9 protein-coding genes and 1 pseudogene are annotated in these 14,870 nt (G+C 74.6%); 2 read left to right on the top strand and 8 right to left on the bottom strand.

Going from position 1 to position 14,870, the window contains the following annotated elements:
• From PV364_RS40090 to PV364_RS40060, 7 genes and pseudogenes are all read right to left on the bottom strand, one after another.
• A pseudogene (locus tag PV364_RS40090) lies at positions 1-1,756 on the bottom strand (hypothetical protein); the annotation flags it as partial.
• A gap of 110 nt (positions 1,757-1,866) precedes the next feature.
• Positions 1,867-2,748 (bottom strand): hypothetical protein, encoded by an 882-nt coding sequence (locus tag PV364_RS40085; protein ID WP_319665882.1) that lies wholly within the window; start codon positions 2,746-2,748, stop codon positions 1,867-1,869.
• Between the two features lie 79 nt (positions 2,749-2,827).
• A complete protein-coding gene (locus PV364_RS40080; protein WP_319665881.1) occupies positions 2,828-4,348 on the bottom strand; it encodes a hypothetical protein in 1,521 nt (506 codons plus the stop codon).
• A gap of 229 nt (positions 4,349-4,577) precedes the next feature.
• Complete coding sequence (locus tag PV364_RS40075) at positions 4,578-5,645, bottom strand: SGNH/GDSL hydrolase family protein (RefSeq protein WP_319665880.1); 1,068 nt, start codon at positions 5,643-5,645, stop codon at positions 4,578-4,580.
• Positions 5,642-6,793 carry a glycosyltransferase gene (locus PV364_RS40070; RefSeq protein ID WP_319665879.1) on the bottom strand — a complete coding sequence of 384 codons (1,152 nt, stop codon included), beginning with the start codon at positions 6,791-6,793 and terminating at the stop codon, positions 5,642-5,644. The genes PV364_RS40075 and PV364_RS40070 overlap by 4 nt, the downstream gene beginning before the upstream one ends.
• Entirely contained in the window at positions 6,790-7,911 is a 1,122-nt protein-coding gene (locus PV364_RS40065; RefSeq protein ID WP_319665878.1) for a glycosyltransferase family 1 protein, read from the bottom strand. The genes PV364_RS40070 and PV364_RS40065 overlap by 4 nt, the downstream gene beginning before the upstream one ends.
• A gap of 336 nt (positions 7,912-8,247) precedes the next feature.
• Positions 8,248-9,699: a HEAT repeat domain-containing protein gene (locus tag PV364_RS40060; protein ID WP_319665877.1), complete on the bottom strand. Its 1,452-nt coding sequence runs from the start codon at positions 9,697-9,699 to the stop codon at positions 8,248-8,250.
• Between the two features lie 345 nt (positions 9,700-10,044).
• On the opposite strand from PV364_RS40060, the gene PV364_RS40055 reads away from it, so the two are divergent.
• Positions 10,045-11,535 (top strand): PP2C family protein-serine/threonine phosphatase, encoded by a 1,491-nt coding sequence (locus PV364_RS40055; protein ID WP_319665876.1) that lies wholly within the window; start codon positions 10,045-10,047, stop codon positions 11,533-11,535.
• Between the two features lie 197 nt (positions 11,536-11,732).
• Here PV364_RS40055 and PV364_RS40050 read toward each other — a convergent pair whose 3' ends face one another.
• Entirely contained in the window at positions 11,733-13,205 is a 1,473-nt protein-coding gene (locus PV364_RS40050) for a hypothetical protein (protein ID WP_319665875.1), read from the bottom strand.
• Between the two features lie 394 nt (positions 13,206-13,599).
• Here PV364_RS40050 and PV364_RS40045 point away from each other — a divergent pair, with 394 nt between their 5' ends.
• A complete protein-coding gene (locus PV364_RS40045; protein ID WP_319665874.1) occupies positions 13,600-14,697 on the top strand; it encodes an aminoglycoside phosphotransferase family protein in 1,098 nt (365 codons plus the stop codon).
• The last annotated feature ends 173 nt before the right edge of the window (positions 14,698-14,870 follow it).

The following is a 14,870-nucleotide window of genomic DNA, read 5'->3' as shown; positions in this document are numbered from 1 at the left end:
CCGCGAGGGCGTCCGCGGCCCGGGCCGCGGCGAGTTCGGCACGGGACTCCGCCGCGGCGGCCACACGGGCGAGGTCGCCGGTGCGGCGGGCGGCCTCACCGGCCGTCCCGGCGGCCGCCGCGGCGGCCTTCTCGGCGTCCGATGCCTCGAGGGCCGCGCGGGCCGGATCGGCGTCCGGGGCGGAGTCGTCGAGCCACCCGGCGCGCACGGCCTCGGCGGTCTCCTGCTCGACCTCGGCGAGGCGCTGCGCCAGGTGGCCGGACTCGCTGCGGGCGCGCTGGGCCGCGGTGGCCGCGTCGGTGGCGTCGCGGTGCGCGGCCTCGGACCTCGCCTGGAGCTCCGCGGACCGCTCCTCCTCCGCGTCCGCGCGCTCGTCGGCGGTGTCGGCGGCGGCGTGCAGGGCGCGTACGAGGTCCCCCGCTGCCCGGGTGCGGGCGGCGAGCGCGGGCGCGGCGTCGCGTTCCGCCTCGCGAATGGCGGCGGTGACCCGCGCGAGCCGGTCGGCGGCGGCGCGGTGCCGCAGGACGATCTCGGCGGCCTGCCAGGCGGACTGGAGCGTACGGGCGTCGTTGAGCTCACGGCGCAGTGCCGCGGCGCTCTTCTCGCCCACGGCCAGCGCCAGCGAGGCGTGCCGGTAGGCGAGTTCGGCGGCGATCAGGGAGCCGCGGCCCCGGGCGGCGTCGGCGTCGGTCACGGCGTGCGCGGCCCGGGCCATGTCCTGGGCGAGGTCGGCGGCCCGGGCGCGCTCCTCGTGGGCGCGGGCCGACAGCCGCCGGGCGAGGCCCCGGGTACGGCGCTCGGACTGGGCGTGCACGGTGCGGGCCCGGTCGCGGGCGGCGGTGGCGTCCACGATGCGGCCGAGCAGTTCCAGGGAGCCCGCGGTGAAGTCGCGTTCTGCGGTGAGTTCGGCGCGGCGGCCCAGCTTCCCGGCGAAGCCGTGCACGAGGTCGGCGAGCCCGTCGGTGTCCCGGGTGTCGGTGACCGCCCGCAGCAGCAGATCGGTGAAGTCGGAGTCCTTCTTGACCGCGAAGAGACCGGCCGCCTCGCCCTCGTCGGCGTTCATCTCCCGCTGGTAGCGGAAGAGTTCGGGGTCGAGGCCGAGCAGCCCCAGATGCTCGTTCCAGCGGTCGTGGATCTCCTCCCACACCACGTCCAGGTGCGGGTAGAAGCGGCCCGCGTCGGTGAGGGCGTCACGGAAGCCCTTCATCGTGCGGCGGCGGCCGCGCGCGCCCGAGGTGCCCTCGGCGGACGGCCGCACGGCGGTGGACTCGGCGACGGGAAGGGAGTCCAGGCTGAGCCCGGGGCCGGGGCGGAAGGAGTACCAGGCCTCGGCGAACCGGCGCGGGTCGGAGGAGACCTGGCGCCCCCGCCACTCGCTGACCTTGCCGACCACGACCAGTTCGCCGGTGACGGTGTGCTGCCACTCCAGCGCGACGTGCCCGCAGTCGTCCGCGAGCAGGAACTTGCGCAGCACGCCGGAGCTCGCGCCGCCGAGGGTGTTGCGGTGGCCGGGCAGCATGACCGAGAAGATCAGCTTCAGCAGGACGGACTTGCCGCCGCCGTTCTCCAGGAAGAGCACGCCCGCGGGCGCCGGGCGGCGCGGCGGCCCGGCCGGCTCCTCCTCGAAGAACTCCGCCTGGGCGGGGGCCGGCTGCGGCACGGGCTCGCCCACTCCGCGCAGGTCCAGCACGGTGTCGGCATAGCGTGCGCCGGCCGGCCCGATGGAGTAGAGGCGGACCCGGGACAGCTCGTACATGGCGGACTCTCGTGGTGGTGGTCAGGGATCGGTGGACAGGAACGGACGCGGGGACGGACGGCATCGGGGTCGGGGCGGCCTCCCGGGCGGACCGGGGAAGCGGGCCGGGCTCAGGAGTGGAAGGGCAGGCCCGCACCGGCGACGAGGTCCAGGTCCTCGCCGTCCTCGGGCGGCAGCAGCGCGGCGGAGTCGTCGGCCACCGGGACGATGCCCAGGTCCAGCAGCTCTGCCATGGCGGCGCTGCCGGCCATGTCGCGGACCTGCAACTGATAGCGGGCGGTGGTACGGAACGTGCCGCCGGACTCGTCGCCCGTGCGCTGCAGGAAGCCGGAGTCGACGAGGAACGCCACCGCCTTGCCGACGATGCCGGTGGTGGAACCGGCCAGCCGGCGGGCGTCCTTGGTGGCACCGGTCGAACTGCGGCGCACGTACACGCGCCAGGCGGCCTCCAGCCCGGGGGCGTCGCTGGCCGGATCGGTGTTCTCGCCCTGCTCCTCGGCGCGTTCCTCCAGCCGGCGGCAGGCCTGGCGCAGGAACCCGTCGATGCCGTTGACCGTGACCCGGCCGATGTAGCCGTCGTCGGCCAGGTCCTCCGGGCGCGGGAACGCCATGGCGGCGGTGGCCAGATGGGCCAGGCCGTGCAGGAAGCGGTCGCCCGCGTCGGAGGCGGCGCGGCGTGAGTAGTCGCCTATGCGGACGGCGAAGACCGAGTCCTCCCCGGCGGCCATCGCCATGCCCGCGCGCGGCGAGACCTCCAGGACCACGAGGCCGAGCCCGGTCGCGACGGCGTCGGCGAGCCGGGCGAAGGGGGGGTCCTCGCGGTAGCGGCGGATCAGCTCGGCGTACTCGGCGTCGCGGGCGGGCAGCAGCTTCGGCTGGAGCCCGAAGGCCACCAGACGGGCGGCGTCCGCGGCGTCGGCGGGGGTGACGCCCGCCGTGCCGGCGGAGGGTGCGGGCTGCGGCGCGCTCTCGCCTTCGCGGTGGTCGTTCACGGGGTGGTCTCCTGGGGACGGACGGTGGTGCGGTGTGCGGTCGGGCGGGCGCCGGTGCGGCGCACGGTGGAGGCGTTCGTCACGCCACCTCCGAGCGTTCCGCCGCCATCCCGGCCGCGTCCAGCCGGGCGGTGCCCACGATGAGGTCGGCACCGCCGAACTCGGGGTCCTCCAGCGCGGTGCCGTCGTCGACGGCGAACAGCAGGCGTCCCTCGCCCTGCCGGTAGGCCGTGCCGACCGGCGGGCTGGCGGCGTGCACGGCCAGCAGGGCGACCAGGTAGGGCAGTTCGGGGTCGCGGCGGCGGGCCTCGGCCAGCAGGCCGGACAGCCGCCGCGGGGCGTCGTGCGGCAGGTCGAGCAGATCCAGCGCGGACTCCAGCTGCTCCTCGCTGAAGCGGCTGTCGTCCGGGGTGGCGATGAGGTCCGGCTCGGGCATCTCGGCGCCCAGGTGCTCGCGTTCCAGCGGCGGGGTGAGAAGCGCGTCCACGAGGTCGGTGACGCGCACGGACGCGGCCGTGCGGAAGCCCGTGCCCCGGGCGAACCAGGCGTCCGTGACGCGCAGCGCCCGTTCCACGGGGAGCGGGAGGACGGGGGCGACCAGTTGCCCGTACAGGTCGAGCACGCCGACGAGGGCACTGCCGCGCGGTGCGGCGAAGGCCTGGCGGTCCTGCTCGGCGCGGAAGATGGGGCCGGCCTCCAGCAGCCGGGACTGGAGCTGGGTGTGGCGGCGGATGCAGTCCTTGACGATGTCGACGAGTTCGGCGGCGCGGCGCTTGTTCTCCGGGTCCTCGGCCTCGTCGCGGGCCTTGCGGATGTTGGTGAGGATCGCGTTCTCGTGCCGGTAGCGGTCGGCGACGTGGCCGAGCGCCTCGTCGATCATGTCGGGCACGGTGCGCAGCCAGTCGACGGCGCGGACGTTGCGGCGGGTGGCGTCCAGGGCGCGGCGCAGTGACTCGGCGTACTGGACGGTGCGGTAGCGGGCCTGCTCGGCGGCAAGCTGGGCGTCGGCCAGGCGGCCGCGGTTGACCAGCACCTCCAGCTTGACCTCGGCGGCGATCTGCGCGCTGGTGACGTCGGTGTCGAGGGCGCCGACAAGGACGTTGACCGCCTCGTCGGTGGTCCGCAGGTAGACCGTTCCGTCGCGGCCGGGGACCTCCTCGACGAGCTTGAAGTCGTAATCCCTTCGGACATACGCCCCGTCCGGCCCGAAAGTGCCGTAAACGGCGCGGAAACCGCGGTCGACGCTGCCGACGTTGATCAGGTTCTCCAGCACCCAGCGGGCCACCCGCTCGTGCTCGGCGACGGAACGGCCCGGTGCCTGGGCGGCGACGCGGGGCATCAGCCGGGAGATTATCTGGTCGTGGTCGGCCCCGGTGTCGAAGTCCATGTTGAGCGTGACCAGGTCGATGGCGGCCAGGGCGACCTCGGCCATCGCGTACACCGAGTACTCGCCCGCGAGGTTGGCCTTGCGCACGTCGAGATCGTGCAGCGGCGCGGTGCAGGCCAGGGCCTTGAGCCGACGGGCCAGGCCCTCATCGGCGGCGGGTCCCGGCGCGGGCCGGACACCGCCGCTGAACTGGTGCGGAACGGTGGTGGTCACGACGACAGACTAGGCCGTCCCACCGACATCGGCCGAAACGACGCGGACGGGCCGGTCTGTCCCCCTGCCGTGCTCCGCTGCCCCCGGCTCTCCTCCCCCGCTCTCCTCCGCCGCCTCCTGTGCCCCTCCAGGACCCTCGCGAGGCCTTCCGGCCCCGAGCGCGTTCACCGCCGGATCGCCGGATCCGCCCGGCCGGTCCCCGCCCGCCCGACGGGGGACGCGGTCCGTGTCAGGTCGTCGTCGGCGCCGGGCCGGAAAGGCGTGCGAGCGCCAGCTCGGTGGCGTGCCGGGACCGCAGGTCCAGCAGGCCGTCGGTGCCCGCGAGGCGGTGCCGGGCCTCCTGGCCGGCCAGCCGCATCAGGTCGGGCAGCAGGTCGGTGCAGCGGGCGACCACCCAGCGTGTGCCCTTCGTCGCCATCCACAGCACGCTCGCCGCGGCGCCGGGCCCGGGACCCCCGGGGACCGTTGACGGCGGCTCGCCGACCGGCAGTCCCTCCGCCACCAGCAGGTTGTGGAACTCCCGGGCCAGCAGGCGGTGTCCCAGCTCGCTGGGGTGCAGCCGGTCCGCGCTCCACGACGTGCGGTCGGCGACCCAGGAGTGGCGGGCGGCGTGCAGGTGCACCGCCCCGTACCGCTCCGACAGGGCGTGCACGACCGCGTTCAGCTCGGCCATGCGCCGTCCCAGCGGGCGGGCCAGCGGCCACGGCAGCCCCAGCATGCGTCCGGGGTCGGGCAGGCAGGCGGTGAGCACCACGGCACCGTGGGCGCGGAGTTGACCCACGACCGCGTCGAGCCGCCGGGCGACGGTGACGATGTCGAAGGAGCCGCGGAGGGTGTCGTTCGCGCCGACCACCACGGACGCGATGTGCGGGCGGTGGCTGAGCGCCTCCTTCAGCTGCTCCTCCGCGACGTCCTTGGTGAGCGCGCCGCTGCGGGAGCAGTTGATCATCCGGACGTCCGACGGCTCCGCCGCGAGACCGGAGGCCAGCAGCGCGGCCCAGCCGCGCCATCCGCCGGGTACGGGGTCGCCGAGTCCGGCGGTGAGGGAGTCGCCCAGCGCGGCGAAGCGCACCTCGCGCGCGCCGAGCTTCGACACCAGGGACGGCACGCACGTCCGGGCCGGCTGCGCGGGGGCCGCGGCGGGGACGGCGGGCGTGACCGGCACGGCGACCGGCGTGACCGGGGCGGCCGCGACGACCGGCGCGGTGGTCACGGAGGCCACCGGGACCGAGGCCGCCGGGGCAGCGGGTCCGGGTGTCTCCGCGGCGACGGGTGTGTCGGTGCCCGCCGTGGTCATGTCGCGGCCTCCGGGCTGTACACGGGAGCGGCGTCGTGGGCGGCGAGGAAGGCGTTGACCGCGGTGGGCCAGCCGTACCGCTCGGCCTGGGCGCGGGCGACGGCGCGCCGGACGTGCTCGGGCCGGGACAGCAGGTGCCTGACCGCGTCGGCGAAGGCGGGGCCGTCGTCCGTGGCGGCTGCACCGGCCGGGCCGAGGATGTCGGGCAGGGCGGACAGGGCGCTGGCCACGACCGGGGTGCCGCAGGCCAGGGCCTCCAGGGCGGACAGCCCGAAGGTCTCCACCGGACCGGGCGCCAGGACCACGTCGGCGGTGGCCTGGAGGGCAGACAGCGAGTGGCGGCCCGAGACGTGGCCCAGGAAGGACACCGGCAGCCGGGCCTCGCGGGCGCGCGCCTCCAGCCGCTCGCGCATCGGGCCCTCGCCGGCGACGACGAGCACCGCGTCCACACCCTGGCTGCGCAGGTACGCCAGTGCCTCCAGAGCGCGGCCGGGACGCTTCTCCGGCGACAGCCGCGAGCACATCACCATCAGGATCTCCGCGCCGCCCGCGTACCGGGCCCGCAACTCCGGGTCGTGGTGCGAGGGGTGGCAGTTCTCCAGGTCGACGCCGAGCGGTGCGCGCACCACGTTGCGGGCGCCGATCCGCTCGAACTCGGCGGCGGCCCAGCCCGTCGTGCACACGATGCGCGAGTAGTGGTGCGCGCTGCGCCGGTTGATGCGGTCGGCGGCGTTCTGTGCCATGGCGCTGGGCATGCCCCAGGTGCGCAGAACACCGTCGACGCTCTCGTGGCTCACCATGACGGCGCGCACCCGCCGGCGGCGGGCCCACTCGCCGGTCCAGCGCAGCGTCGTGCGGTCGGAGACCTCCAGGCGGTCCGGGCGCAGCGAGTCCAGGAGCCGCTCCAGCCGCCGGCGTCCGGTCAGCACGCGGTAGCCGCCGGTGCCGGCGACCAGCGGGCCGGGCAGGGTGATGACGCGGCCCTGGGAGGTCATCTCGTCGGAGGCGCCGGCCCCGGGGACGATCAGGACGGATTCGTGGCCGGCCGCGACGTAGCCCTCGCCGAGGTGGCGCAGCGCGGTGCGCAGGCCGCCGGAGGTGGGGGTGACGAAGTTGGCGAGCCGGACGATGCGCAGGGGGCGGTTCACGCGGCCACCGCCGTACGCTCGTTGAGCACCTGCGCGTAGTGGCCGAGGAGCAGGTCGCCGACGGCGTCCCAGGTGCGCGCGGCGACGTCGGCGCGGCCGGCGGCACCGAACTGGTCGCGCACCGCGGGCGCGGAGGCGAGCGTCCGTACGGCCTCGGTGACCGCGTCCATGTCGCCGGGGGGCACCAGCAGGCCGGTGCGGCCGTGCGTCACCAGGTCGAGCGGACCGCCCACGGCGGGTGCGACCACCGGCAGGCCGCTGGCCATGGCCTCCTGCACCGTCTGGCAGAACGTCTCGAACGGGCCGGTGTGGGCGAAGACGTCCAGCGAGGCGTAGATCCGCGCCAGGTCGTGCCCGGTGCGCCGGCCGAGGAAGACCGCGCCGGGCAGTGCCTCGCGCAGGCTCGGAGCGCTCGGCCCGTCACCGACGACGACCACCTTCACGCCGGGCAGCTTGCAGGCACCGGCCAGCAGCTCCACGTGCTTCTCCTGGGCGAGCCGGCCGATGTAGCCGACCAGCACCTCGCCGTCGGGGGCGAGTTCACGGCGCAGCGCCTCGTCGCGGTGCGAGGGGTCGAAGCGCGAGGAGTCCACGCCGCGCGGCCACAGGTGGACCCGCGGCACGCCGTGCGCCTCCAGGTCGTTCAGCGACGCGCTCGACGGGGCGAGCGTGCGGTCCGCGGCGGAGTGCACGGCGCGGATGCGGCGCCACGCGGTGTTCTCGCCGAGGCTGAGGTACGTACGGGCGTAGCCCGCCAGGTCCGTCTGGTAGACGGCCACCGCCGGGATGTGCTGCCGGGTGGCGGCGGCCATGCCGCGCACCCCCAGGATGAACGGGCTGGCCAGGTGGACCAGTTCCGCGCGGTGCGCGGCGATCGCCGCGGCGGTCCTGCGGCTCGGCAGCGCCACCCGGACCTGCGGGTAGCCGGGCAGCGGCAGCGACGGCACGCGGACGACCGGGCAGGGGTCGTCTCCGCGTGGTACGTCGTGCGGTCCTGCTGGCGCGATCACCAGCGGTTCATGGCCCTTGCGGACCAGATGCTCGGCCGTACGCAGGGCGCAGTGGGCCACTCCGTTGACGTCGGGAGGGAAGGACTCGGTGACGATGGCTACTCGCATACGGACGTTGTCGGCTCTCCGGGCGTGTTCCCGGCCACGTGGATCTTTCACCTGGGGGAACGGGCCGTGAGCGTTGGCCCCGCACTGCGCCTTCCGCCCGAAGCGCCGGTCCTGCGCGAACCGGGCCCAAATGATCGACTGCCCCGGAAGACGCCGTCGTGCGACGGTCGAGTGGCGCCGCGAGTGCCGTCCGGGGAAAGAGAACGCCGCCGGTCGCCGCCGAGTTCCCGCGTCCCGCAAAGGTGTCCGAAAACCGGTACGGGGCACTCCTGTTGCCGCGGCGGCGGGGGACGGACGCCGGTGCACCACCGGGGGGCCGTCCCCCCCGGGACGCGGTCAGCGGGCGGGTTCGCCTGAGCTGAGACGGCCGCGGACGGCGGTCTGGACCTCGGCCTCCTCCGCCGGGTCGGCGGCGAGCCGGCGGAGCTGGGCGAGCACGCGGACGTCGGCGGTGGTGGCCGCCCCGGCGGCGAGCTCGCGGGTGGTCTCCTCGCAGTCCCACAGGCACTCGACGGCGAGGCCGGCCCCGAAGGACGGGTCGGTGCACGCCAGGGCGTGCGCGGCGACGCCGCGCAACTGGGACGAGGAGGTCTCGCGGTAGATGTGGCGCAGGACCGGGGCGGCGCAGTCGATCCTGAGGCGGCCGGTGCCCTCGACGAGCTCGGCCAGTCCGTCGGCGTCGGCCCCCTCGTGCTGGACGAGGCGGCGCAGGGCCCCCAGGACCCGGTCGGCGTCCTGGGCGCCGCCGCGGCAGGCGAGCATGCGGGCGGCGGCCGCGCCGAGGGCGTCCTCACGGGCGGACCAGGCGCGGGCACGGGCCACCGCGGCAACGCTGCGCATGCGGGCGAACGATTCGAGCGCGGCGCGGGCGACGATATCGGAGGGACCGGCGGCGGCCGCCTCCACGAGGTCGAGGGCGGCGCGGTCCTGGCGGTCGGCGAGGTGCCGCAGGGCGGCGGCGCGGGCCGCGTCCGGACCGCCGCGGGCGGCGGCGAGGAGCTCGTCGCGGTCCTCGGGTCCGGCGACGGCGGCCAGGCAGCGGGCGGCGGGCGCGTCGCGGTGCTGCGGCGGATCGGCGGCCAGGCCCTCCTCGGCCCAGTCGAGCACGGCGCGGACGCTCCACCCCGGAGTCGGGCCGGCCGGCCGCATCTGGCGCTGCCATCGGTCGAAGGCGGTCTGCTCCGAGGCTTTGCGCACGCGGTCCGAGACGGCGGGGTCCGGGTCCTCGGCCCACAGCCGCCAGGGCCGTGGCTCGTACGCCTCGCGCAGCGCGGCGGCGAGCCGCGCGTCCCCCTCGGGGGTGTGCGGGAAGCGGGCGAGGACGGCGGGGCCGAGCGCGCGCAGCGACTCGTCGTCGTCGCGCACCGCGAGCTCGTCCAGCGCCCATTCCCAGTTGCCGCCCTCGGCGGCGTAGCGGCGGAGCAGCAGCACGGCGTCACGACGGCCGTAGCCGGCGAGGTGGCCGAGCACGGACAGGGCGAGGCCGCAGCGGTGCTCGTCGGGGCCGGCCGTGCCGTCGGGACCGCCGAAGCCGCCGAGGTCGTCCGGGGAGAAGAGGTGCTGTTCGATGCCGTCGAGCGGGCCCTCGAGCTCGGAGTACAAGCGCGCGTAATAAAGGGAGCGTGACTCCACGCGCCAGTCGTGGCGTGGGTCGCGCAGGACGCACTGCTCCAGCGCGGCGAGCGCGTCGGCTCGCCGCGCCGCGAGGGCATGCAGGGTCCCGTCTCCGCGTCCTCGCTGGAGGAGGCCGAGAAGGGTACCGCTGGGCGCTATGTCGGGGTCGAACATGAGGTCAGCATCCGGTGCGGGGGGTAGGTTGGCAACGGGATTTTCCGTTGCCGACTGCGAGGTATCTTCGCAGATCGTCCCGGGTTCAAACCCGGTGACCAGGGCCAGGACGGCCCGCGGGGGCCCCGCGGGCGACCGCCCGAAGCTTACCCGGACCGGGCCATTCCGCGGAGGGTGAACACGTCGCGGGCCGCAAGGCTCCCGGCATATGCCGGAAGCACCACCGGATCGGGTATCGCCGAAACCCTTACAGGCCCTCACGCCTTGTGCAACAGTCGTGACTGGCCCATCCGTACGGCCCCAGATCGGCCGGCGTCCGCATCGGAGACATGTTCGGAGAGCGTCATGCCGCCCCATTTGCATGAGGATCGTGCCACCGCGCAACCGGAACCCGGTGCTGTGGACGCGCTCATCTCCCAGGCACGTCAGTTGCGCGGCAGGGTCGACGCGGTGCGCCGCGACGCGGCCGACGACACGGAGGACCCGCGGCAGCGCTGGCAGCGCGCGCTGTGCGACCTGGCCGTCCACCAGCTGGACGACCTCGGCGAGCACCTCGGCCAGCTCCGCGAGGGGCTGCCCGGCTCGGACGCCGCGGCCGACGCGGATCCGGCGCGCGGCCGTGACACCGCGACCTACCCGCCGCCCGAGACCTTCCTCTCCGTCCCCGCTCCCGGGCGCGCCGCTGTGCAGGCCCTGGGGCGCGCCGGCAGCGCGGAGTGGGATCTGGTCACGGACGGTGTCGAGTGGTCCGACGAGCTGTACCGCATCTTCGGGCGCCAACGGCACGACGGACCGCTGACCCTGGACGAGCTGCCCACCTTCCTCTTCGCCGAGGACCAGCCGGTCCTCAGCACGGCCGTCACCGGCTGCCTGGTGGACGCCCGGCCGATCGACTGCGAGTTCCGCATCGTCCGCCCGGACGGCGCGGTGCGCACGGTGCACATGGTGGGCGAGCCGGTGCTCGACGCCGCCGGCGCCACCGCCTCGATGTGGGCGGTGCTCCGCGACGTCAGCGAACTGCGCCGCAGCCAGCGAACGCTGCGGGAGACCCGTGACTCGCTGCAGCGCGAGCGGCAGATCGCGCAGACCGAGCACCGGCTTGCGGTCGAGCTGCAGGAAGCCGTGCTGCCGCCGTGGCGCGGCTCCCTGCGGTTCCCGCAGGACGGCGGGCCGCCCGCGGTCGACCTGGCCGCGCACTACCTGCCGTCCGCGACCAGCGCCCTCATCGGCGGCGACTGGTACGACGCGCTGCAACTGCCGGACGGCTCGGCGCTGCTGACCGTCGGCGACCTCACCGGGCACGGGGTGTCCGCGACGTCCGGCATGGCGATGCTGCTCGGCGCGCTGCGCGGCATGGCCGTGGCCGGTCTGGAGCCCGGCCCGCTGATGGGCTGGCTCAACCAGATGCTGGACAGCTCGGCCCAGCCCGCCCTGGGCAGCGCGCTGTGCTGCCGGTACCACCCCGCCGATCGCCGCCTGGTCTGGTCGCAGGCCGGCCACCCCGCCCCGTTGCTCTTCCGCGACGGGACGGGGCGGCAGTTGGAGGCGCCGGAGGGGGTGCTCCTCGGCGCCACCGCCGGCGCCCAGTACGGCCAGGCGGCTCTGGACGTGATGCCCGGCGATCTGCTGGTGCTGCACACCGACGGGCTGACGCCGCGCCGCCCGGGTCGCGGGTCGGCGGCGGACGCCTCCGCCGGAGTACGTCACTTGCTGGAGCTCGGCCCGAGGTTCGCCCAGGCCCGCACTCCTCAGGAGTGTGTGCGGATCGTGGTGGAGGAACTCGGCGCCCCCGAGCGCGAGGACGACGCCTGCGTGCTCATCGCCAAGTTCCACTGACCCAGTGACTCGAATGATCGACGTGGGCGCCCGGCAGGGGCGTTCACGCCGCTGCCTCCTGTGCACGCGGCCCGGTCCGAAGGTCCGAAGGTCCGAAAGAGTCTCCAGACGCTCGGGAGAGCCGGCTCGTTCGGCGTCGAGTCGGCTGGTCCCGGTGCGGGGCACCCGGTCCGACGGTGCGGGGCGGCACGGCCGGATCAGATGGCGGTGCCCCGGCGCTTCGGGGCGGGCAGTGAGTTCTCGATCTCCTCGCGAAGGTCCTGGATCTTGGTGAAGTCGGCGTAGCGCGCCGTGAGCCGGTACATCTCCCGCAGCCGGTCCCATGTGCGCACCGAGGAGTTCTGCTGGATGGACAGCAGCGCCAGTCGTGCGTAGCGGTCGGCCTGTTCCGGGTCGTCGGCGATGAACAGGGCCGAGGCGAGCGAGATGTAGTCGAAGATGTTGGAACGCTCACGGCCCTTGCCGCGCAGCTCCAGTGCCCGGCTGGCGTGCATCTGGGCCTGCCGGGCCGCGAGCGGCTCGTGCTCGGCGAGGGTGCGGAACGCCAGCGCCTGCATGCCGTGCAGGTCGGCCTCGTCGAACATCTGCATCCAGCTCGGCGGCGGGACGTCGCCCCGGTCGGAGGCGAAGAGGTTCTCCGCCTCGCCGAGGGTGCGGCGCATCGCCTGGCCCCGGCCCATCGACGCCTGTGCCCAGGCCTCGATGGTGCAGAGCATGGCGCGGGTACGGGGCAGGGTCTGCTCCCCCGAGCCCGACTGCGCCAGCTTCATCAGGTCCAGCGCGTCGTCGGGACGGCCCAGGTGCACCATCTGCCGGGCGGCCCGGGACAGTGCCTCGCCGGCTCGCGGCCGGTCGCCTCCCTCGCGGGCGGCGTGCGCCGCGATCACGAAGTACTTCTGGGCGGTGGGTTCCAGGCCCACGTCGTGCGACATCCACCCGGCCAGTACCGCCAGGTTGGCGGCCACGCCCCACAACCGGCGCGTGAGGTGCGTGGGGTGGTGGTAGGCGAGCATGCCGCCCACCTCGTTGAGCTGGCCCACGACCGCCTTGCGCTGCAGCCCGCCGCCGCGGGCCGCGTCCCAGGCGCGGAACACCTCGACCGAGCGCTCCAGCGCCTCGATCTCCTGGGAGCCGATGGGGGCCGCCTCGTACCGGTCATAGGAGGCTGCTTCGGCGGTGAAGGGGTCACCGGTGGCCTGCGTCCCGGCGGTGCGCGCCGGATCGGTGTGGAGCCAGTCGTACATGGCGTTGCTGATGGCGGAGCCCGCGGCGAGCGCGGCGCCCGCGCCCACCAGACCGCGTCGGTTGAGCATGAGGTCCATTCCCGTGAATTCGGTGAGGACCGCGGCTGTTCGCTCCGGTGGCCAGGGCAGTCCGTCGGCGCTGACGGACTGCTTCTTCTCCGTACGCCGGTGCCGGCCGAACCCGAGATCCTCGATGGTTACGACACGGCCGAGGCGCTCGGTGAACAGCGCTGCCAGTACGGTCGGGACGGGTTCGCGCGGGGATTCCCCGGTCTCGATCCAACGGCGCACGCGCGACGTGTCGGTCGCCAGCTGCGGGTGGCCCATGGCCGCCGCCTGCCGGTTGACCAATCGCGCGAGCTCTCCTTTGGACCATCCGGTGAGTGCGAACAGGTCCGCGAGCCGTGTGTTGGCTTCCTTGTCCATTCAAGCCCCCAGGTTCCTCGGCACTCTTGACACTAATGGCCGGTCACAGCGGCCGCGAGCATTCGCCAGGGTTCGCCAGGGTTCGCCAGATGGTCTGCCACCCGCAATCAGTGGTCAAGTAAGAACGCGCCACCCGGCCCGGCACCAGTCGGCTCGCGAACGGTCGCAAACGAGCATCTTTCGAAAAACGCCGATCAGCGTTGAACACCTTGAGATGCCGCTGCGTACTTGTCCGCGAGGGGCACACGGCGCGTGGAAGGAACGGACCGCCGGCCCGGACCCGCATTCCCCAGGATGCGGGACCGGCCCCGGTTCGGATCCGGCTCCGCTCCACGCGCCGGCCCGCCACCTCGTCAAGAGCTCGTTGGCACACGAAGGGATCTGTCTCCCCCTCATGTATTCAGCATCGTCCTCCGTGTCCGCACCGCCCCGGCCGGCTCAGATCCCGGGGTTCGCCGGGACAGGGACCGCCGTACGTCCGCGACCCGTGCTTCCCGCCCCTCGACGGGGCGCCCCGGGCGGTGTCTCCCATCCGCTCAGCGGGAGGCTCGACTTGACCGGCCCACAGGGCGCGCAGCTGCGCTCGGCCATCGCCTCTGTGCAGCGCATCGCCCCTGAATTCACTCCCGTCCAGATGCTGCGCCGCAGCAGCCGCTCGGTGCTGCTCGTGGGCACCTCCGGGCGGGCGCCGGCCGTCGCCAAGTGCCTGCTCGACCACTCCCCCGGCTGGGTGGAGCGGTACCGGCACGAGATCGCCGCGTACCGGGCGTTCGTGCGGCACCGCCCGCCGGTCCGGGTGCCCCGGCTGATCGCCGCCGACCCCGAGAGCTGCACGCTGGTGCTGGAGCGCATGCCGGGGCGGGTGGCCGCCCTGCAGCGGCACCCCTCCGAGGCCCCGCCGCGCGCCGACGTGCGGATGGCGCTCGGGGCGATCTCCCGGCTCAACATGTGGCGGCCGCCGGCCGGCGTCTTCGACGCGCCCGTGGACTACGCGGCGAGGCTCTCCCGTTACCACGAGCTGGGTCTGCTCACCGACCGCGACATGGGCGACCTGCAGAAGATGCTGCACGGCCTGGCCCACGTCCAGGGGCAGTTCAACCACGGCGACGCGCTGCTGTCGAACGTGCTGCTCTCCCCGGCCGGCCCGGTGCTGGTCGACTGGGAGCACGCGGGCTGGTACCTGCCCGGCTACGACCTCGCGGTGCTGTGGATGATACTGGGCGACGACCCGATGACCCGGCGTCAAATCAGCCAGATGGCGCAGGCCGCGGGACCGATCGCGCGTGACGCCTTTCTGGTGAACCTGATGCTGGTCATCACCCGGGAGATCCGTACGTACGAGACCGCCATGCAGCGCACCATGCGCAGCACCGTCCCGGCCGGTCCGGGCGCGGCGGAGGCCGGCGAGGAGCAGCGCCTGCTGCTGCGCCGGCTGCACGACGACGCTGGGCTCGCGCGACGGGCCGTACGGGCCGCCGTCGGCACGAGGTGATCTGCGGGGCGGTTCTGGGCCGTTCCGCCCCCGCCGGGTGGCCCCGTGCCGTCGCGAGAGGGGGCACACGGCCCGTCAGCCGGGACCGAACGGGCACCAGTGGTCCACTCCACTGACGCACCGCAGGCCACGGCGCCCGTGTCAGGAAAGACGGCGACACGGGCGCTGATATG

Origin of the sequence: Streptomyces sp. MI02-7b (genome assembly GCF_033793585.1) — a bacterium.
GTDB lineage: Bacteria > Actinomycetota > Actinomycetes > Streptomycetales > Streptomycetaceae > Actinacidiphila.
The sequence above is the reverse complement of the archived record's forward strand: the minus strand, read 5'-3'. Positions and strand labels throughout refer to the sequence as shown.